This window comes from Bartonella sp. AU55XJBT (assembly GCF_028618525.1).
This window is the reverse complement of record NZ_JAQITC010000003.1, coordinates 58,905-80,819: the sequence shown is the minus strand read 5'-3', so window position 1 is coordinate 80,819 and position 21,915 is coordinate 58,905. Positions and strand designations below refer to the sequence as shown.

Here is a 21,915-nt window from a genome sequence, read left to right as displayed (position 1 = left end):
TTCATTAATGTATGGAGTAGCAAAATGCCCAAGATGAAGACCAAATCATCCGCTAAAAAGCGGTTTAAAATCACTGCGTCAGGCAAAATTAAAGTAGCAGCCGCCGGTAAGCGCCACGGCATGATTAAGCGTTCGAATAAATTTATTCGCGATGCACGTGGAACAATGGTTTTGTGTGAACAAGATGCTAAAAAAGTTATTCAGCATTATTTGCCGAATGGTCATTAAACCTTGCGCTTTTGATTTTGAGGAGATTATAACATGGCACGTGTGAAAAGAGGTGTGACAGCACACGCTAAGCACAAAAAAGTTCTTAAACAAGCTGAAGGCTTTTACGGTCGACGTAAAAATACCATTCGTGCTGCTAAAGCAGCCGTTGATCGTTCAAAACAATATGCTTATCGTGATCGCAAAAATAGAAAGCGTACTTTCCGTGCTTTGTGGATTCAGAGAATTAATGCGGCTGTTCGTGCAGAAGGTTTAACTTATGGACGCTTTATTGATGGCTTATCAAAAGCCGGTATTGAAGTTGATCGTAAAGTTCTTTCAGATATAGCAATCTATGAGGCGGAAGCATTTTCTGCTTTAGTCGCTTCGGCAAAAAAAGCTTTAGAATATTTAAAAGACACAACACCTAACGCTTTTGAAAGCGCTGTCAAGTAAGCCAGTGGTGTTCTCTTAAAGCATTTATTTATTCGAGGTCCCGTGCTGGCTATTGCGAGTGCGGGTTTTTTTTATTAAAAAAATAGGCAAAAATATGAACGATATTGAGCGTCTGGAACAAGAAATTTGTTTAGCTTTAGAAGCTGCAGGTGATGAACAGGCACTTGAAACAGTGCGTATTGCAGCATTGGGTAAAAAGGGCAGCATCTCTGAAAAACTAAAAGCATTAGGAAAAATGGAGGCAAGCGAGCGCCAAAAAGTTGGACCCGTTCTTAATGGGTTAAAAAATCGTATTTTAGAATTATGGGCGCAAAAGCGTGATCTTCTAAAAAGACAAGCAATGGATGCTCGTCTTTCTCGTGAAACGGTTGATATTACATTGCCTGTTCGCTCTTCGCCTATGGAACGGGGGCGTATTCATCCTATTTCGCAAGTGATTGAAGAAATTATCGCCATTTATACGAAATTGGATTTTTCTCTTGCTGAAGGGCCAGATATTGAAACAGATTATTATAATTTTACGGCATTGAATTTTCCTGAAGGGCATCCAGCACGTGAAATGCATGATACCTTCTTTTTTGATGTTGATAAAATGGGAGAACGCAAATTATTGCGGACCCATACCTCGCCTGTACAAATTCGCACACTGGAAAAACAAAAAGCACCGATACGGATCATTATTCCTGGGAAAACTTACCGCATGGATTCGGATGCAACACATTCACCCATGTTTCATCAGGTCGAAGGCCTTGTCATTGATAAAACCTCGACCATTGCTCATATGATGTGGCTGCATGAAACCTTTTGTAAAGAATTTTTTGAAGTTGCTTCAGTAAAAATGCGTTTTCGTCCCTCTTTTTTCCCCTTTACCGAACCATCTATGGAAGTGGATATTCAATGTGATCGTTCTGGTTCAGAAGTAAAGTTTGGCGAAGGACAGGATTGGTTGGAAATTTTAGGATGCGGAATGGTGCATCCTCATGTGTTGAAAAATGTTGGTTTGGATCCCGATGAATATCAAGGCTTTGCATGGGGAATGGGCATTGATCGTATTGCCATGTTGAAATACGGTATGCCTGATTTACGGGCTTTTTTTGATGCTGACCTGCGTTGGTTAGACCATTATGGCTTTCGTTGCTTTGATATGCCTGCTTTTTTTCCTAATAGAAATGTGTGATCTTATCATCGCTTTCATGTGAGGTTTTAAAATGAAATTTACTTTGTCGTGGTTAAAAGATCACTTAGAGACAGATGCATCTTTGGATGAAATTTGTGAGAAACTAACAGCTATCGGTCTTGAGGTTGATCACGTTGATGATCGCTCTTCTTTAAAAGAATTTGTTATTGCGAAAGTTTTAACGGCAGTAAAACATCCTGATGCAGATAAACTCCAAATTCTTTCAGTCGATACGGGAACTGGTACGCCTGTTCAAGTTGTCTGTGGCGCGCCAAATGCACGTGCTGGACTTGTTGGTGTCCTTGCACAACCAGGCACTTATGTTCCAGGACTTGATGTGACATTATCTGTAGGAAAAATCCGCGGCGTTGAGAGTTTTGGGATGATGTGTTCACAAGCAGAGCTTGAATTATCAAATGAGCATGATGGGATTATCGAACTTCCAGAAGATGCACCTATTGGGGGAGTATTTGCAGCTTATGCTGGTCTCGATGATCCAATCATTGATATTGGTTTGACTCCCAATCGCTCTGATTGCACAGGTGTTCGTGGTATTGCACGTGATCTTGCTGCCGCTGGAATCGGGCAATTAAAAGAATTGTCTTTACCAAAATTTGAAGTTTCCTTTGACACACCTCTCGACGTTTCATTCGATTTTTCGCAAAATTCATCGTTATGTTTAGGCTTTGCTTGGCGTGAAGTGCGTAATGTTCAAAATGGCCCATCACCACAGTGGATGCAACAGCGTTTAAGTGCAATTGGTTTAAGACCGATTAATGCGCTGGTTGATATGACTAATTACATTAGTTTTGACCTTGGTCGTCCGCTTCATGTTTTTGATGCTGATAAGATTAAAGGGAATTTGTATGTACGTTGTGCGCGTGAAGGAGAGAAACTTCAAGCACTTAATGGAAAAATCTATTATTTGAGCGTTCAGGATTGTGTCATTGCAGATGAAGAAGGTGTTGTTTCGATTGCCGGTATCATGGGTGGAGAAAGAACGCGTTGTGATGAAACAACACGGCGCGTTATTATTGAATCGGCGCTTTGGAATGCGCAAAGCATCGCACAAACAGGGCGAGCATTAGCTCTTATCAGTGATGCACGTTATCGGTTTGAACGGGGTGTTGACCCGGCTTTTATGGAAACAGGGCTTGAGATTGCAACAGAATTGGTCTTACGTCTTTGTGGCGGTGAAGTATCCAAGGCAAAAATTGTTGGCTATCAGCAACAAAAAACCAAACAGATCGCTTTTCCTTTTTCTGAGATTAAACGTTTGACACATTTGGAAATAGAGCCTGCAAAAGTCATCTCTATTTTAACGAAACTTGGATTTTGTGTTGAAGGAAAAGGAGATGTCGTTACAGTAAAAGTGCCATCTTGGCGCCCTGATATTATGGGTAAAGCCGATTTGGTGGAAGAAGTCATGAGGATTTATGGGTTAGATAAAATTAAACCTATTCCTTTGGAAACTTTCGCAGAAGGAAAAGATCAAGTTTTAACATGCGTGCAAATTCGTTCACGCGCTACCCGTTTGGCTTTGGCACATCGCGGTATGAAAGAAGCGATAACGTGGTCTTTTATCTCTGAAAATCAGGCTCTTGCTTTTGGGGGAGGTCAAGCAGAGCTTAAATTGGTTAATCCTATTGCCGCTGATATGTCAGTGATGCGTCCTTCTCTTTTACCTGGTTTGCTTATGGCAACGCAGAGAAATGCTGATCGTGGTTTTTCTGATCTTGCTTTGTTTGAAGTTTCCAGCATTTATGAAGGTGATACCCCTGATAAACAACGACGTGTTGTAAGTGGAATTCGTCGTGGCACAGAGAAATTTGAAGGTGCTGGGCGTTTTTGGAATGGAAATGCAACAGCCGTTGATGTTTTTGACGCCAAAGCAGATGCTTTAGCCGCTTTAGAAGCATGCGATATAGATGTTGGGAAAGTACAGATTGAAGTTGGAGCCCCTGATTGGTATCATCCAGGTCGTTCAGGTGTCATAAAACTTGGTTCAAAAATTATTCTTGGTTTTTTTGGTGTGCTTCATCCAGCGACCTTAGAAAAATTAGATATCAGTGGTCCTTTATGCGGCTTTGAAATTTTTCTAGATCAAATTCCAGAACCAAAGAAAAAAACAACGAAAAGCCGTCCTCCTTTGAAATTATCGCCGTTTCAAATGGTGCGGCGTGATTTTGCATTTATTGTTGACAAAAAAGTTGCTTCTTCTCTTATTGTCCGTGCTGCTCAAGGAGCTGATAAAAAACTTATTCATTCCGTCCAAGTTTTTGATCTTTTTGAAGAGCAAAGCCTTGGTGCAGATAAAAAATCTGTTGCCATTGAGATTGTTATTCAACCGATTGAACGTACTTTGACAGATAAAGACCTAGAAGAAATTGCTGCAAAAGTAATAGAAAATGTCACTAAAATGACAGGCGCTTATCTTCGTCATTGAGTATTTTTAAAAGACTTTTATAAAGATAGGAGCACTTTTGAGTGCTCCTTTATTTTTTAAGGGTTTAAGATCTATCGAATTCTTTTTAAAGAGAACTTTATTACAATACATTGATTTATAATGATAATTTTTATAAAGTCTGTAATATTATAGGACTTATCATTTCAACCCCTCTTTGAATGAATCAAAATCTTTTATTCTCAATACCTTAAAGTGGAGTGGTTGTTTAGAAACCATAAAAAAGAAATAAAAATGCTTCTTACACAGGCTCTCAAATACCAAAGCCTGTTACAATATGAGGAATTAATCGTGCAACAATGGGATTTAAAAAATAAAATAATGATACCGCATTTTGTAAAATCAATGATGAAGCTCAGCCCCTTTGGGGTCTGTATCTTTCAGCTCAAGCCCATGAAATAAATATAAGGTGTTTTGTTAAAAAAAGTCGCATGAATAACATAATAAGTCTCTGTTTTGAGCGTTCTGTTTTTTTATGAGAGATGTGTCATCATTGAAATGAGCTGTTGATTCAGCAGTAACAGAAAAGTCAGAGGTTTTATGAGATAAAAAGTGCCATAAAACACAAGCTTACCAGCAACGAATGAGAAGGATATCTCAGCTTTTTATTGAATGCTTCGCAAAACAACAAAGCAATTTTTCTTTAAAACCATTCGCTTTCTTCAAGATGAATTTTCAAGACGATAAAAAATTATTTTTAAAGGACTTGAAAAGTTAATTTTTGTAAAAATCCTTCATTGCAAATGTAAAAGATAACTGTTATTGCTAAATGATAATGCAAATCATTCGCAATAAAATAAAGAGAAATTTAATGAATATAAAAAAAATTTTTACTCTAATTTTGGGAAGTTTTATTTTTCTTACTCCCAATTTAGCGGTATGTGCTGGTAAATTTAAAGCTGTTACGACATTCACCATTATTGCCGATATGGCGCGAAATGTAGCGGGTGATGCAGCTAATGTTGAATCAATCACGAAACCAGGTGCTGAAATTCATGAATATCAACCCACCCCTCGTGATCTCATGCGTGCGCAAGGTGCAAATCTTATCCTATGGAATGGGTTAGAGTTAGAACTTTGGTTTGAAAAGTTTTTTCAAAATATCAAGGATGTTCCAAGTGTCGTTGTTTCAAAAGGCGTTGTACCCATTACAATTGGTGAGGGTCCCTTTAGTGGTAAGCCGAATCCTCATGCATGGATGTCACCGACCTCTGCTTTGATTTATGTTGATAATATTCGCGATGCCTTTGTAAAATATGATCCTGAACATGCTGCTATTTATAAAGAAAATGCTGAAATTTATAAGCAGAAGATTCGCGCCACCATTGATCCAATTAGAGCTGAATTGGCAGGAGTTCCTCAAGATAAACGTTGGCTTGTAACGAGTGAAGGTGCATTTAGCTATTTAGCACGTGATTTTGATCTAAAAGAACTTTATTTATGGCCTATTAATGCGGATCAGCAAGGAACACCGCAGCAAGTTAAGCATGTTATTGATATGGTTCGAAAATACAATATTCATGCCGTTTTTTCTGAGAGCACGATTTCTCCAGCACCTGCAAAACAAGTGGCAAGAGAAACAGGAGCTAAATACGGTGGTGTTCTCTATGTTGATTCTCTGAGTGAGAAAAATGGTGAGGTCCCCACTTATATTGACTTATTACGTGTCACAAGTGGACGTATTAGCAAAGCCTTATTAGAGGGAGTAAAAAGCCAATGACGGAATGTGGAATATTTGCCCAAGGAGTAACGGTAACTTATCGTAATGGGCATACAGCTTTACGCGAAGTAAACTTTGAAAGTCCAAAGGGTTCTATTACAGCATTGGTTGGCGTTAATGGATCCGGTAAATCAACATTATTTAAAGCAATTATGGGGTTTGTACGCCCATCAAAGGGAAAAATTCGCATGTTTGATTTGCCCGTTGATGTAGCTTTGAAAAAAAACCTTATTGCTTATGTTCCTCAAAGTGAAGATGTGGATTGGAATTTTCCTGTTCTGGTTGAAGATGTTGTCTTGATGGGGCGCTATGGTCATATGAATTTCTTTCGCTATGCCAGCGCACGAGATTATGAAGCTGTTCGCGTTGCCTTGGAACGCGTAGATATGTTGCCTTTTGCTAAGCGCCAGATTGGAGAACTTTCTGGTGGACAGAAAAAGCGTGTTTTTTTAGCGCGTGCTTTGGCACAGAAAGCAAAAGCTATTTTATTAGATGAACCGTTTACAGGTGTTGATGTTACCACGGAAGATAAAATCATTGCTTTGTTACAAGATCTCCGTAAAGAAGGAGCCGTAATCTTGGTCTCTACGCATAATTTAGGCTCTGTTCCGGAATTTTGTGACCATACGGTTTTAATAAAAGGAACTGTTTTAGCTTCTGGGTTAACAGAAAAAATCTTCACAAAGGAAAATCTGGAGAAAACTTTTGGAGGATCTTTGCACCACCATATTTTCGATCTTCAAGATACTAAAAAAAATAATGTTTTCATGGGAAGAAAACAATCCGCAGTTTGTGAAAATATTGAAAAAGTGGAACACGTTGCATGATTTCTTTTTTGCTTGAGCCACTGAGCTATCAATATATGGTAAATGCAATGTGGGTTTCTGGATTAGTGGGGTGTGTTTGTGCCTTCCTTTCGGCTTTTTTGATGTTAAAAGGTTGGTCATTAATTGGTGATGCGCTATCTCATTCGATTGTTCCTGGTGTCGCAGGGGCTTACCTTTTAGGGTTACCTTTTTCACTTGGCGCTTTTTTTTCTGGTGGTCTTGCTGCAGCAGCTATGCTGTTTTTTAATCAGCGGACAAAGCTGAAAGAAGATACCATTATTGGTCTCATTTTTTCTTCCTTTTTTGCTTTTGGATTATTTCTCAAATCATTAAAACCAATGGCTGTTAATATTGATACGATTGTTTTAGGAAATATTTTAGCCGTAAGTTCATCAGATATTATACAATTGGCTTTTATTGGTGTTTTCTCTTTGTCCATATTGCTTTTGAAATGGAAAGATCTCCTTGTTTCTTTATTTGATGAAACACACGCACGTGCCATTGGATTGAACGTAAAGTTTTTAAAGATTCTCTTTTTTACACTGCTTGCTGCTTGTACTGTTGCTGCTATGCAAACGGTTGGAGCATTTTTGGTTATTTGTTTGGTTGTGACGCCTGGAGCAACAGCTTATCTTTTGAGTGATCGTTTTGTAAATATCTTGGTTATTGCAGTTATAATTGGGACATTTACAAGCGTATTAGGTGTTTATGTGAGCTATTTTTTGAATGCACAAACGGGTGGTGTTGTCGTGCTTTTTCAAGCATTCTTATTTATATTAGCTTTTATTTTTGCTCCTAAACACGGATATATTGCTGCGCGTTTACGGATAAATGCGGCAAAAAAAGGTGTGATGTTATCATGATTGATCAATTACTACTTCCTTTTCAATTTTCTTTTATGTTGAAAGGCATGCTTATTGTTATGATCCTTTCTATTCCAATGGCGATGCTTTCTTGTTTTCTTATTTTGAAAGGATGGGCCTTGTTAGGCGATGCCATTTCCCATGCCGTTTTTCCAGGTGTTGTTGTTGGTTATATGACAACACCGTGGGTGATAGCGTTTTTAGCTTCTTTGCCATTTGCTTGGTTCCAGCATATGCGTCCAGAGAATATTACAATGACTTTGATTACTTGCGGTGCTTTTGTTGCGGGTATGATTTGTGCACTTACAACAGGTTTTTTGGGAAGCAATAGTCGTATCAAACAGGATACAGTGATGGGTGTTGTTTTTTCATCGATGTTTGGTTTAGGGCTTGTTTTGGCAACATCTATCTATAGTAGCCTAGATTTAAATCATATTCTATTTGGTAACCTGTTGGGCGTTAATTGGCTTGATATTACGCAAACAGCGATCATTTCTGCCATTGTTACTTTTATTTTAGGCGCAAAATGGCGCGATTTTATGCTGTATATTTTTGATTCGGTACAAGGTCGTGCAATGGGGTTGCGAATATCACTGCTCCACTATACCCTTCTTACAATGATTTCTCTTACAATTGTTGCGGCTTTGAAAGCTGTTGGAATTGTGCTTGTTATTTCTTTACTGATAGCACCAGGAGCAATTGCTTATCTTGTCACAAAACGGTTTTCTTTTATGCTAATGATCGCGATACTTGTTGCAGCTTTTTCTGGTTTTTTAGGGATTTACCTCAGCTTATTTATCGGATCTGATTCTGCTTCTACAATTGTGTTGATCTTAACGTTGATTTTCATTGCCATTTTCATGATGATTTTCTTTCGTCAAAACACAGTTCAAGAAACTTGACGGTGATAACATGCATATCAGCCATGCATTTTTATATATTGTTTCTCATGCTTATTTTAATTAGAGGTTGAGTCGCTAGGTTATTTTTCCTCCTAATGTCTAGCAAATGAATGCAGTACGTATTCTCCCCCCCCCAACGCTGCATTCTTAATTAAGAGGCTGCATTGATTTATTCTGCAGCCTTTTTATTTTTTTACTTTTCTAAAATCTCTTCTTATTTCTTGAAACCGTTTAAAATAATTATCATATTGCAAAGCTATTTAGTATCTTGAAGGAACTTATGAAAGTCAAAGACACTTACATATAGAAATGCTGGAGAGAGGGGAAATGGTGGAGAGAAATTATCCATTCAAATATATGAATAGTGAAACAAATACTATTTTTTGTGTAAAGTTTTACGTGGAGGAAAATAATACGAGAGAATGAAGAAATATTTCAAGATATCACACCCTTTACGCCTCTGCTATTATATAGCAGGTTGGGTAATGGTTATATTAGGTATTATCGGTGTGGTATTACCTATTATGCCAACGCTGCCTTTTTTGTTGGTTGCCTCATGGTGTTTTACGCGTTCTTCTCCACGTTTTCATCACTGGTTGAATAATCATCGTATTTTTGGTCCCCCTCTTAAACGATGGGAAGAAAGAAGAGCTATTTCTCCATTTGTTAAAATTTTTGCCGTGATGAGTATGGCAGGAGGAGGATTATCCTTTTTCGTAATGGTACACCCTCCTTTATGGATTTCTTTACTCGTTGCCGTTATATTATCGTTGATTGCTATTTATATTGTGACACGTCCATCTTCATAATGATAGAAAAGACTTTATGAGAGATGTTCTTTTTAGCTTTGACTTATTTGTTAGAACAATAAGAGAGACTTTTCCTGCAAGTTTTAGATATAACCTCTCCATGTTCAAAATACATGTGAAATAACAAGATTTTTAAAAGAAATTTGATTAATGATATGTTTGTGAAATAATTTTTATGAGCAAAGAAAATTATGTACAATCCCCTTAAAGCTCACAAAAAGTTGCTTTGTAAACGATGATAAATTACATTCATTAAAAGGCTTTATTTTTGTAGAGTATGTAAGTTTCGCTAAACTCTTGGTACATTAAGTTTTTTAAATGCATCATGTATATTTTTAAGTTTTGCTTATCGCACCTTATGTCAGTAAACCGCATATATGAGAAACCAAGTGGGGTCCACTCAACAAGAAGCTGGAACGATTTACTATGACCTACAAGGGTTAAGAATGCTCGTCCTTAGAGGAGGATAAAGGTTAAATTTTTAAACAATATATTCTATTCGTTTAAAGAGCCCAAAACTACATCTTTATAGGTCTAGCAAAGCGCTTTTTATTGCTAAAAAAATTGAGATAACGTTGTATTTCCTTTGAATCACCGATCATTTTTTCAGGATTATCTGAAAGTTTTACGGCTGGTCGACCATTGGCATGGGTCACCTTACAAACAAGGGAAAGAGCATCAAGGGTTGCGATTTCTTGCGGAGCACAGCCTGTAAAGTCATTGGTAAGATCAGTCCCCCATCCAAAACTCATGCGCACTTTTCCATGAAAATGATGATAGGTTTTTTCAATTGTATCGACATCAAGTGCATCAGAAAAAATTAAGAGTTTTTCGCGTGGATCTTTCCCTTTTTCTTTCCACCATTGAATAATACGTTCTCCACCTTCAATAGGGGGTGCACTATCCGGTCTAAAACCCGTCCAATCTGCTACCCAATCTGGGGCATCGCATAAAAATGCTTCTGTACCAAAGGTATCAGGTAAAACAATGAGAAGATTTCCACCATAATAACGGTTCCAATCTTGCAAAACTTGATACGGCGCTCTACGTAATTCATCATCGTTGTTGCTGAGAGCAGCAATAACCATAGGCAATTCATGCGCATTGGTTCCAAGAGCTTCTAAATCTGTATCCATGGCAAGAAGAACATTAGAAGTTCCCGTAAAGGAATGACCAATGCCTTCTTTTAATGCTTCAACACACCAGCGCTGCCATAAAAAAGAATGGCGACGCCGTGTCCCAAAGTCGGATATTTTAATATCAGGCAATTTTTTAAGGCGTTCAACTTTACTCCACATTTTTGCTTTAGCTCGTGCATAAAGTACATCAAGAGCAAAGCGATCCAGTTTTTTCATAGCAGCACGTGAGCGTAATTCACTGACGATAGCAAGGACTGGGATTTCCCACATGGAGCTATGAGCCCATGAACCATAAAAATTCAGAATATATTGGCTATCTTTGCGGGTTAATTCATATTCTGGGAGTTGAAAATTCTCAAGCCACTGAAGAAAATCCGGTTCAAAAATTTGTTTACGTCCATAAAATGTATTACCAGCAAGCCAGATCATTTCTTTTTTTGTAAAGCGCAAACTAAGAGCGTGATCAAGTTGGGCACGCAACTCACCCTCATCAATATCATCGACAAGATGTATTGTTTTAGAACGATTTATGAGGGAAAAAGTAACATTAACAGTGGGATAAAGCCCCCAAATCATCTGTACCATAAGAAGTTTATAAAAATCCGTATCAAGAAGTGAACGAATAATAGGATCAAGCTTCCAAGTATGATCGTAAACACGTTTGGCAATATCCGGATGATTCATAATCCTCTTTCTTTCGGTTTCATAGAATTTAAAATTATTGTGCTCCAACAAGATCCATATAGGAATGAGAAAAACTATAACAACTCTAAGATTTTGGGCAAGAATAAAAAAGCCCTTTAGCTTTTCTGTTTTGAGGATTTAAGTATGCGTATGATTTCATGTTTTCCCGTTTTTTGTAACTTTATCCCTGTATGAACTTCGGTATATTTTTTGCCATTAACGTGAAGTATATTTTCAGATCCCCATTTGACTTTAATGGTATAAACAGCCTCATAAAATTTCATTTTTACTTCATACTTTGGCCAAATAGAAGGTAAATGCGGTTTTAAAAACAACAAATCTCCCTGACGCTGTATTCCAAGAATAGCTTGTGTTGCAGCGCGATAAAACCAGCCTGCTGAACCTGTATACCATGTCCAGCCACCTTGTCCGCTCCGTGATTCAACGGCATAAATATCTGCGGTCATCACATAAGGTTCAACACGATAAGTTTCAGGGGCTTGTCCATGATTAATAGGATTAATTGTGGAAAATAAGTGATAGGCTTTATCGCTTTCATTCATTTCAGCAAGCGCTAAAATGCTCCAAATAGCACCATGGGTGTATTGTCCACCATTTTCTCGAATACCTGGAGGATAACCTTTTATATAACCAGGTTCGAGCGTTGTTTTATCAAAAGGAGGCCAGAAAAGACGGAGAAGTTTCCCTTTTTCATCATAGAGATGTTCAAGCATTGAGGCCATAGCTTGTTTTTGACGCTCAAGCGGTGCCATTTGAGAAATGACAGCCCAAGATTGGGCAATGGTATCAATTTGGCATTCATCATTGATTTTAGAGCCAAAAGGTGTTCCATCATCAAAATAGCCACGTCGATACCAAGCACCATCCCAAGCATTTTTTTCTAGGGATGTTTTTAACCGTTCAAAATATGCACTCCATGTTTCAACACGGCTGTTATCACGCCGTTTTTGAGCTAAAGGAATAAATGCTTGTAGTGTGCACCCAAGAAACCACCCTAACCAAGTGCTTTCGCCTTTTCCTTGCGCACCTACTAAATTCATGCCATCATTCCAATCGCCACCTAAAATAAGAGGAAGGCCGTGAGGTCCACAGTGTTTAATGGCAAGGTCTAAAGCTAAAGCACAATGTTCATAAACTGTTGCAACCTTTGAGGATTGGGCGGGTTGAAAATAAGCATCCTGTTGCCCACTTTTGAGAACATCACCTTCAATAAAAGGAATGAGCGTATCAAGAAAGGCATCATCGCCAGTGGTATTGACATAAAGAGCCGTTGCATAGGCAAGCCAAACAATATCATCAGAAATGCGTGTGCGAACACCAGCATTTGTATCAGGCAACCACCAATGTTGCACATCTCCTTCAAGAAATTGATGCGCTGCAGCATTTAACAATTGTTTATGGGCTAATTGTGGTTCTAGCAACAATAAAGACAAACTATCTTGCAACTGATCACGAAAGCCAAATGCACCACTTGCTTGATAAAAGGCAGCGCGCGCCATGATACGGCATGAATAGATTTGATAGGGAAGCCAATGGTTGACCATAAGATCAAAAGAGGGATCAGGTGTTTTTACTTGGAGTGGGGAAACAAAATCACTCCAATATTGTTTTTGTTGTGTAAGCAAAGTTTCAAAATCAGTTGAACGTACTTGATCGAGTAATTTTTCAGCTTCTTGTCTATTTTCAGCGCTGCCAAGATAGAAAATGATTTCTTTTGTTTGTCCTGGAAGAAGGTCAATATCATAAGCAAATGCTGAACAAGGATCACATCCTGCTTCAATGGTATTCGAAAGTGTACTAGCTTTACGGATCACATTTGGATGTGTTACAGTTCCCGTTGCACCGATAAATTCGCTGCGATTGGTTGTGGTGCTGGTTGGCGTTTCGGATGCTGATAAAAATGTAACTTGTTGAGATTTTTCAATGTGATAGGGATTTTGAATAAAATGTGTTCCCCATTTATCCTCGTAAGAGGGAACAATGAAGGGGGTATATTTTGTTTGGGTCTTGCCTAAAACCCATTCAACATAATTATAAAGGCGTAAACTGCGTGGCTTTTCCCCTTCATTCCTGAGGATAAGACGTGAAAAGCGAACAGGTTTCTCTAGGTCGAGTGTATGAGTCAGTTCTAATGCGATTTCTGAATGTGTCGATTTAAAAGTTGAGAATCCAAAACCATGACAAACCTCATAAACAACATTTTCATCACATTCTACAGCAGAAACGGGTGAGAAACGTTTTAAAGACAGGCGGTCTACAAGATAAAGAGCTTCTCCTGGGCGATTGGAAACAGGATCATTGCTCCAAGGGGTCAATTGATAATCGCGGCTATTGTGAGCCCAAGTAAAAACTGCCCCTTCAGCAGACACATGAAAGCCAAAGCTTTTGTTAGCAATGACGTTAATCCACGGATGGGGTGTGGTGGTATGTCCTCGAAGACGGATCACATAATAGTTATGATGATTAAATCCACCATAACCATTCCAATATTGTAGGTCTTTTCCGTCAACGAGGATAGGAAAAGATTTTTGTTGACTGATAAGACCAATGGAAGAAAAGAGGCTTTGTTCGGTTTGTTTTGTTCCATATCTTTCTTCGCTATTTTTTTGGAAATTTAATTTATAATGAAACTCTTGATGACTCTTACGAGTTGCTAAATCCAAATCACTCCCATTAATTCGTTTCAGCTGTTCAGATAAAGAGCCATTTTCGGCATCAAGAATCATGCGTGCGGATGCAAGAAGCGTTTTAAAACTTTGCTCACTCATTTGATCACGCCGAAGCGTAAAAATATGTTGGCGTGCATCTGTTTCTTGCGTGTGATGTTGATAAGATTCGCATACCCATTCAAGAGCGCGTTGTGTATTTTGTATATAGGAAAACGCTTGTTCATTGAGAATGACTAAATCAACAATGAGTCCGCGCATACGCCAATATTCATGTGCTTTAAGGAGCTCACGAAGCACAGTTATATTTCCCTCGTTATTTAATCTAAGAAGACAAAGTGGATTGTCTCCTGAAATGGACATGGGCCAAAGATCAGACTGTTTTCCAAGCGTTTTTGCTAATATTTCAGAAGGAAGACGCCATGTCCGATCAAGATAGATAAGTGGCGTTGCATATTTTTGATAGACAATCGCTTCTTTAAGTGAGGTTCCGCTCTGGTACAGTGCAACTTGTGAGCGTGTCCATGCCATTGAAAGTTCTTTTTGAAACATATCAGGTTGTCGATAATGTTTCATATGATGATGCAGCGCTTCTTGTGTATGAGCAACAAAAGTCCAAAAAATAAGTTCTGCTTTTCCATGGGCTGGAATTTTTATACGGCATCGCAGTGACATAATAGGATCAAGAACACAACCTTGACTATTACTAAAATGAGCATTTCGATCAAATGCAGCGGGACGATGAATGGATCGCCCCCGACCAATAAACAGTGAGCGATCCGTTTCAGCTTCTGTTTCTCTAAGAGTATCTGTTGTACTGGAAACAAAATGAACAATATAAATTTCAGGATCATTAGGTGAGCGTTTGCGCCTTTTGGCAAAAATTGTTTTGCCTTCCTCAGCAATTTCTGTCTCTATAAACATTCGTGAAAAAACAGGATGAGCACAATCCATATCCATTGTTGCAAGCGCTAGTTCACCATACGAAGTAACTTCGATAAGACAGTCTTTGTTTGTTGTATTCATCAGTTGAATACGTCTACCTTCGCCGCACCCTTCAGAGATAATAAGACATTCAAGGGTTGATTTGATACCATCAACCATTTTCGTATATTCAGCCTTTTCATCCGTAAAAATGCTGACAGCTTCTTCTTCAATAACGCGTGTTGGTTCGCTGGTTACAGACCACCACCGTCCACTATGTGTATTGCGTAGAAAGAATAAAATCCCTTGTTGATCTTCTGTCGCATCAGGAATAAAGCGCGTAATCGCATAATCGTACCAACGGCTATAGCCAGAACCATTCGCTGTCAACATGATAGAATAAAAGCCGTGAGACAAAAGCAAAGTTTCCCGTGGTTTAAGCAGCGGATTTGTAATAATGCGTAAAGGAGCGGCATCCAATGCTTCAGACTTATTGCGCATACGATTAATAGCTTTGGTGTGAATCACAGGAATAAGATGGGCAGCGCGCTCTTGTAAAAGCAATTGCGTTGCTTCAATAACGGGATCACGGTGAAAACGATCACGCATTCGCCCTTGAAAAATAACATTGTTAAGAGCAAGGATAGACATACCATGATGGTGCGCATAATAATTGCGTACAATAGCGTACTTTTCCCCTGTTTTTACACGTGAAGAGGTAAAATCAACAGAATCATAATAACCATATGTTCCTAAAGCTCCAAGATCACGGAGTCGTTTTAAGTTGGCAACAGCGCAAGCAGGAGCATATTGTGCTGCAAGAAAGCTAGCATAAGGAGCAATGACAGCATTGCGTGAAAGACCACGTTGGAGTCCGAGGCTTGGAACACCAAAATGAGCATATTGGTAATTCATTAAATGATCACGAGCATTAAATGCAGCCTCTGAAATACCCCATGGCAATTCCCGTGTGTGAGCATATTGTATTTGACAACGAATAATCAACCGATTGGTTTGATCCAAGAGAGAGCCTAAAGGTTCATGCATCACAAGAGATGGCATAAGATATTCGAACATAGAACCAGACCATGATAAAAGAGCACCTTTCCACCCTATGGGGACGAGGAGTCGACCAAGATGAAACCAATGTTTAGGCTTTATATCCCCTTTTGCGATAGCAAAAAAACTTGCAAGACGTGCCTCTGAAGCGAGTAGATCATAACAGTTTTCATCGAGTTTGTTTTCTTGAACACGATATCCAATGGATAAGAGATGCCGTTTAGGTTGTTCTAAAAAGCCAAATTTCATATCAAAGGCTATTTGCCTTGCCGCTATAGCCAATCTGTTTAGTTTTTTGCATAATTTTTCAGGATCATAATGAGCCGTTGCATCATGATGATAAGCGTCGCAAGTTTCGATAAGGCATTTAGCCCAACAAAGCGCACGAGCCGATTCTATTGTTTGAATTTTCTGGTCGAGTTCATTAACTAAGTCTACAATATCGTGGGCTGCACATGAAAGATCCTTGATGTGAAAAGGTATCGTATTTTCTTGTTCTACAAAAGTACGGACAGAGTGATGAAAACGAACAATATTTTCTTCAACTCTTTGGCGTAAAGCACGTAAACTGAGTTGATGGTCTGAAATTTCTTTAACCGTTTCTTCAAGAATAATAAGAACATCCGATAAACCTTCTCGATCACTTTGAAAAAGAAGATGCGGTTTTTCAGCCCATTCCCTTAAGGCAGAAGAGAGTGTTACCAAATGACCAGCAAGATTTCCTGAATCAACGGTTGAGACATAAGTGGGTAAAAGAGGTCTGAGTGTATCCGTTGCATACCAATTATAGAGGTGACCATGGAACTTTTCCATTTTTGCAAGAGAGCGTAATGTACATTCAATACGGGTAATTGTTTCTTCAAAACCAATCCAGCCAAAATCACGTGCCGCAATAACAGAAAGGAGATAAACCCCGATATTTGTAGGGGATGTACGTTGAGCAACAAGCGGTTCAGGGTCTTCTTGAAAATTATCGGGAGGCAAATAATTGTTTTGCTCATTGACAAAGGTTGAATAATAAAGCCATGTCCGCCGTGCAATAGAGCGGAGGATTTTTTCATCTTTTGAAGAAAGTTCAAGGCTATCTTGAAATGTTGAAGGTCGACTCGCAACCCAAGCAATGAAAGGTGAAAAAAACCATACTATCCCAAAAGGCAAAGCAATAAAGCTTGCAAAACTATCAAAAAAAAGAGCGAGTGTTAGGGCAAGAGCACCAATAAGTGATGCTGGTGCCATTGTAAAAACATAGAAAAGCAAACTATTAGGCATTGATTTTGTTGTGGCAGAGGTTTTCCATTCAAGAAGATGCTGTCTTGAAATCGTCATACGATAGAGTGTACGAATAATCGCATCAGTCATAAAATAGGCCGAATGAGCAAGAAAAGTCGTCTTAAGAAAGATATCAGCGCTTGTAAGAGCGGTTTTATTCCAAATTAATCGAAAATGTCCGCGCAAAGAATGATCTATATTGGATGAAAAAAACGTTTTTAATACACATAAAATGGGGGCAATGAAGGCGCTAAACAGCAAAAATATCTGCCAGATGATTGCACTCTTCAATGACAAAAGAGCCCATCCTGCAAACGCTGCAAATAACCACATTAATGGTGTAAGAGAACGACGCAAATTATCCTGCATTTTCCAACGCATCACGGAGCTTATTTGACGGGAACAAAAAAGATAGGGCAAAAGTTGCCAATCACCACGAATCCAGCGATGATAACGCATAACATCAATATTATAAGCCGTTGGATAGTCCTCAATGACTGTGATGCTACTAACCAGAGCAGTACGGGCATATCCTCCTTCTAAGAGATCATGACTAAGAACAGTATTTTCTTTAACTTTGCCGTCAAGTGCTTGTTCAAATGCATCAATATGATAAAGACCTTTACCGATAAAAGTACCTTCTCCTAAAAGATCTTGATAAGTATCAGAAACAGCAAAAACATAAGGATCAATACCACGGTTGGTCGAAAAAACCCGTTGGAAAATTGATGTTTTTTTTCCTGTTGTCAGAGACGGCATAATGCGTGGCTGCAAAACGCTATAGCCTTTGACAACTTTTCCACTTTGCGGATCAAAAATGGGATGATTGAGTGGATGATTAAGCTTTCCAACAAGTTTTGTGACACTTTCAGGGGTAAGACGTGTATCACAATCCAGTGTCATAACAAAACGGCAATCCATAGGAAGATTTGGATCAGGAGAGTAAAAACTCGTATTTTCATCGCCCCTTAAAAGCCGATTGAGTTCATGAAGTTTTCCCCGCTTTCGTTCCCATCCCATCCAACATTTTTCACCGCTATTATAAAGGCGTCGGCGATGTAAAAGGAAAAAAACAGGAAGTTCATCACGATGATAACGACTATTGAGTTTATCAATACCATTTTGCGCATAGCGAAGCAAATCAAGATCGTCTTGCGTTTCTCTTAAGGGAGCATCTACCCAATCTGTAATGAGTGCAAAATGGACCGCACCTTTAGGATTGGAAAGATAGTGTACTTCAAGATTGTGCACTTGCGCATCAATATCATCGCGTGATGTTATCAAAGTAGGTACAACAACCATTGTCCGTGCATGTTTTGGAATACCTTCTTTATATTCATAACCAATGAGCTGTCTTGATGGAACAAACCAAGAAACAACTATATTAAAGAAGGAAAAAGCCGCATCCATAGCAGGAAAAAGCGCCAATACAGTAAAGCAAAGGGACATCCAGAGTGTCATGCCAGATATTTGGAAAAAGGTATAGACTGCAAGCAAAAGAGCAAGCGTCAGAAAAGAGACAGGAATGGCAATGACTCTCAGTTTTAAGCAATAAAAAGCGCGTGCCCATTTTATGAGAAGAGGCGGCGTATATCCACAAGCCTTTTCAAATATACCACGACCATCACCGACAAGATACCACCCAACAGAGGAATAATGAGGCATATCTTCAATAGTGGGATTTGCCATTTCTACAGATTTGTGTGCAACTTCCAGCTCGCTAAGAGACGAAAAGCGTGAAATTTTTTCAATGACTTGTCGATAAATACCGCGTGAATGGGGATCAATTTCAGAAAAATCACTCTTTTTACGCAAAATAGCATCGACACAACTCACTGTTTCAAACCATACGGTCCAATCAACATCATCTATCACTTTAAGAGCACAAATAATATTGCCCATGGTCACACCATCTGCCGCCTGTCTGGTATGCTCATCGGCTGTTGCACTTTCTAAGCTACTGCCTTGACTTTCTAATTGCTTTTCAAGCCAAGTTAACGCTACGGTTGAATCGATAGATGCACTGCGCAGGCGATAGAATAAATGCGCTGAAAAAGTTGGGTCAGCAGTAAATAATTTGTACTGCGTAAAAAGAGAGTTTAGATTTGTTTTATTTTCTAAAAGAGAAATTTTATCAGCTACTTGACTGGCAAGATGGCGCATCTGGCGCGCTTTTTTGATACGCACTGAAAGACGACGAACATTTTCAATGAGTAGCATTTGCATAACTGAAGGAAGAGCCCATAATTCACCAATTGTGAGCGCACAAACTTCTTGAAACCCATTGATCATAGCCGTGAGTGTTTCTTGTGAAAAGCTGCTATCGGTATGCGCAATATAAAGCCAAGTTAAAGCAAAAATGCGTGGTATTCTTGCTTTTTGTGTAGAAAGAGGAAGTTGCTTTATGAAGGACTTAGAAAAGTTACGGCGTAGTTGTTGTATGGTTTTATCAATGGTGTAATGATTATCAATGAGCCATTGCGCAGACGGTGCGATAGTTTCATCATTTTTGGCTGCAAAATCACTGGTATGAAAGGCATGAAGGATAAGTTTAGCATTTTCATTCAATCTCTTGCGAAAATCTTCTACTCCTTCATATTCAGGGAGTAAAATTTCTTTGCCGGAAGCTATATCACGCCCTAGGTCATAAAGATCTTCTTGTACTTTATAAATTGCTCGAAGAGGGAAATCACTATTAATAAAATGGTCTTTTCTCTTCTTTTGAGAAAAAAGTACTTTATGAAAGGTATTGTGCACGCCATAATGTCCCATTATTATTCAATTACATCGCTTTTTATTTAAATTGTAAGCATTTTATCTGAATAGTGAACCGTTGATAGACAAAAAACAAACTTTTTGTTTTTATTTGCAAGCAGTTATAATAATTTTTAATGCAATAATTAAAAATTAAGGAAATAATTTCTTTAGAAAATAAAAAGGTCACTCATTTTAGGAGTGACCTTAATAATACCATCAATGTTAATGATTAATGATTAATCTTGTTCTTGTTTTTTCAAAGCCGCACCGAGAATATCACCAAGAGAAGCGCCTGAATCTGTAGAACCATATTGGGCAACAGCTTCTTTTTCCTCTGCAATTTCTAATGCTTTGATCGATACTGAAATTTTACGTGTTTTTTTATCAAAGGCTGTGATGCGCGCATCAACCTTTTGCCCAATTGCAAAACGCTCAGGACGTTGTTCATCACGATCACGTGCAAGATCAGCACGCCGAATGGTTGTCTCAAGGTTGTGGTCAATCAATTTCACATCAATATCATTGTCTTTAACAGCAATCACTTCACAGGTTACAACAGCCCCTTTTCGCAATTCACCAGAAGCAGCTGCTTCTCCAACCTTATCACTGGAAAGCTGCTTAATTCCAAGAGAAATACGCTCTTTTTCAATGTCAACATCAAGGACCACAGCTTTAACGATATCACCTTTATTGTAAGTATCAATAACTTGTTCACCAGGACGGTTCCAATCGAGATCAGAGAGATGAACCATACCGTCAACATCGCCTTCAAGCCCAATAAACAGACCAAACTCTGTTTTATTTTTAACCTCTCCCTCAATTTGTGAATTGACAGGAAATTTATTGGCAAAAGCTTCCCATGGATTTTCAAATGTTTGCTTTAAGCCAAGAGAAATACGCCGTTTAGAAGGATCAATTTCAAGAACAACCACTTCTACTTCTTGTGATGTAGACAGAATTTTTCCAGGGTGAACATTTTTCTTTGTCCAGCTCATTTCAGAAACATGGATCAATCCTTCAATCCCTGGTTCAATTTCAACAAAACCACCATAATCCGTAATATTGGTCACAGCACCCGTAATTTTCTTACCAATCGGATAGCGGACACTGATACTTTCCCAAGGATCACTTTCAAGCTGTTTCATTCCAAGAGAAATACGGTGCGTATCTTGATTAATGCGAATAATCTGAACTTTGATCGTTTGACCAATTGTGAGCACTTCAGATGGGTGATTAACACGCCGCCATGCCATATCTGTAACGTGTAAGAGACCATCAATCCCACCAAGGTCAACAAAGGCACCATAATCTGTGATATTTTTCACCACACCTTCAACAATTTGGTTTTCTTCAAGATTTTGTACGATTTCTGAACGTTGCTCAGCGCGGCTTTCTTCTAAGACAGTACGACGTGAGACCACAATATTGCCACGACGACGATCCATCTTCAAAATTTCAAAAGATTGTGCATTATGCATGAGAGGTGAAACATCGCGAATGGGACGAATATCAACTTGGCTGCGCGGCAAGAAAGCAACCGCTCCATCAAGATCAACTGTGAAACCACCTTTTACTTGGCTAAAGATAACGCCCTCAACGCGTGTACCAGCATTGAATTTTTCCTCTAAACGGACCCAACTTTCTTCGCGACGTGCTTTTTCACGCGATAAAACAGCTTCGCCCATCGCATTTTCAATGCGTTCAATATAAACCTCAACTTCATCGCCAACTTGCAAAGAACCATCTTTTGCTTTAGCTCCAAATTCTTTGAGAGGAATACGTCCTTCGACTTTAAGTCCAGCATCAATAATGGCCATGTCTTTTTCGATTGCAATAACACGACCTTTAACAACAGATCCTTCATTAAGATCATTGGTTTGAAAAGATTCTGTTAAAAGGGCTTCAAAATCCGCTGTTGTGGGATTGTATTGTGACATAAGAACTCCTAATATATACCTTATCTTGTAAGGT

At 38.8% G+C, this 21,915-nt stretch carries 11 protein-coding genes and 1 pseudogene; 9 read left to right on the top strand and 3 right to left on the bottom strand.

Annotated features, from left to right (window positions below; translation table 11 throughout):
• Window positions 1–24 precede the first annotated feature (24 nt).
• From rpmI to PVV70_RS02440, 9 genes are all read left to right on the top strand, one after another.
• The gene (rpmI, locus tag PVV70_RS02480; RefSeq protein ID WP_005774429.1) at window positions 25–228 is read left to right on the top strand and encodes a 50S ribosomal protein L35; all 204 of its coding nucleotides are present in this window, start codon (window positions 25–27) and stop codon (window positions 226–228) included.
• 33 nt (window positions 229–261) lie between these two features.
• The gene (gene rplT, locus PVV70_RS02475; protein ID WP_005774428.1) at window positions 262–663 is read left to right on the top strand and encodes a 50S ribosomal protein L20; all 402 of its coding nucleotides are present in this window, start codon (window positions 262–264) and stop codon (window positions 661–663) included.
• A 94-nt stretch (window positions 664–757) separates the two neighbouring features.
• Complete coding sequence (gene pheS, locus PVV70_RS02470) at window positions 758–1,840, top strand: phenylalanine--tRNA ligase subunit alpha (protein WP_273757427.1); 1,083 nt, start codon at window positions 758–760, stop codon at window positions 1,838–1,840.
• A gap of 31 nt (window positions 1,841–1,871) precedes the next feature.
• Window positions 1,872–4,286: a phenylalanine--tRNA ligase subunit beta gene (gene pheT, locus PVV70_RS02465; RefSeq protein WP_273757428.1), complete on the top strand. Its 2,415-nt coding sequence runs from the start codon at window positions 1,872–1,874 to the stop codon at window positions 4,284–4,286.
• Window positions 4,287–5,115: 829 nt separating this feature from the next.
• The gene (locus tag PVV70_RS02460) at window positions 5,116–6,024 is read left to right on the top strand and encodes a metal ABC transporter substrate-binding protein (protein WP_273757429.1); all 909 of its coding nucleotides are present in this window, start codon (window positions 5,116–5,118) and stop codon (window positions 6,022–6,024) included.
• Entirely contained in the window at window positions 6,021–6,851 is an 831-nt protein-coding gene (locus tag PVV70_RS02455) for a manganese/iron ABC transporter ATP-binding protein (RefSeq protein WP_273757430.1), read from the top strand. Before PVV70_RS02460 ends, PVV70_RS02455 begins: the two co-directional genes overlap by 4 nt.
• Window positions 6,848–7,714: a metal ABC transporter permease gene (locus PVV70_RS02450; RefSeq protein WP_273757431.1), complete on the top strand. Its 867-nt coding sequence runs from the start codon at window positions 6,848–6,850 to the stop codon at window positions 7,712–7,714. Before PVV70_RS02455 ends, PVV70_RS02450 begins: the two co-directional genes overlap by 4 nt.
• Complete coding sequence (locus tag PVV70_RS02445) at window positions 7,711–8,616, top strand: metal ABC transporter permease (RefSeq protein ID WP_273757433.1); 906 nt, start codon at window positions 7,711–7,713, stop codon at window positions 8,614–8,616. Before PVV70_RS02450 ends, PVV70_RS02445 begins: the two co-directional genes overlap by 4 nt.
• 422 nt (window positions 8,617–9,038) lie before the next feature.
• Window positions 9,039–9,425: a YbaN family protein gene (locus PVV70_RS02440; protein ID WP_273757434.1), complete on the top strand. Its 387-nt coding sequence runs from the start codon at window positions 9,039–9,041 to the stop codon at window positions 9,423–9,425.
• A gap of 518 nt (window positions 9,426–9,943) precedes the next feature.
• Here PVV70_RS02440 and pncB read toward each other — a convergent pair.
• The 3 genes and pseudogenes from pncB to rpsA all read right to left on the bottom strand — a co-directional run bounded on the left by pncB (window position 9,944) and on the right by rpsA (window position 21,881).
• Window positions 9,944–11,248 carry a nicotinate phosphoribosyltransferase gene (gene pncB, locus PVV70_RS02435; RefSeq protein ID WP_273757435.1) on the bottom strand — a complete coding sequence of 435 codons (1,305 nt, stop codon included), beginning with the start codon at window positions 11,246–11,248 and terminating at the stop codon, window positions 9,944–9,946.
• Between the two features lie 116 nt (window positions 11,249–11,364).
• A pseudogene (locus tag PVV70_RS02430) lies at window positions 11,365–19,949 on the bottom strand (GH36-type glycosyl hydrolase domain-containing protein).
• 231 nt (window positions 19,950–20,180) lie between these two features.
• Window positions 20,181–21,881, bottom strand: a complete 1,701-nt coding sequence (gene rpsA / locus PVV70_RS02425) for a 30S ribosomal protein S1 (protein WP_273757436.1) — start codon at window positions 21,879–21,881, stop codon at window positions 20,181–20,183.
• Between the last annotated feature and the right edge of the window lie 34 nt (window positions 21,882–21,915).

Bases quoted from the DNA above. Each gene is read 5' to 3' on its own strand.
- rpmI (WP_005774429.1), top strand. From the start codon at position 25: ATGCCCAAGATGAAGACCAAATCATCCGCTAAAAAGCGGTTTAAAATC.
- rplT (WP_005774428.1), top strand. From the start codon at position 262: ATGGCACGTGTGAAAAGAGGTGTGACAGCACACGCTAAGCACAAAAAA.
- pheS (WP_273757427.1), top strand. From the start codon at position 758: ATGAACGATATTGAGCGTCTGGAACAAGAAATTTGTTTAGCTTTAGAA.
- pheT (WP_273757428.1), top strand. From the start codon at position 1,872: ATGAAATTTACTTTGTCGTGGTTAAAAGATCACTTAGAGACAGATGCA.
- PVV70_RS02460 (WP_273757429.1), top strand. From the start codon at position 5,116: ATGAATATAAAAAAAATTTTTACTCTAATTTTGGGAAGTTTTATTTTT.
- PVV70_RS02455 (WP_273757430.1), top strand. From the start codon at position 6,021: ATGACGGAATGTGGAATATTTGCCCAAGGAGTAACGGTAACTTATCGT.
- PVV70_RS02450 (WP_273757431.1), top strand. From the start codon at position 6,848: ATGATTTCTTTTTTGCTTGAGCCACTGAGCTATCAATATATGGTAAAT.
- PVV70_RS02445 (WP_273757433.1), top strand. From the start codon at position 7,711: ATGATTGATCAATTACTACTTCCTTTTCAATTTTCTTTTATGTTGAAA.
- PVV70_RS02440 (WP_273757434.1), top strand. From the start codon at position 9,039: ATGAAGAAATATTTCAAGATATCACACCCTTTACGCCTCTGCTATTAT.
- pncB (WP_273757435.1), bottom strand. From the start codon at position 11,248: ATGAATCATCCGGATATTGCCAAACGTGTTTACGATCATACTTGGAAG.
- rpsA (WP_273757436.1), bottom strand. From the start codon at position 21,881: ATGTCACAATACAATCCCACAACAGCGGATTTTGAAGCCCTTTTAACA.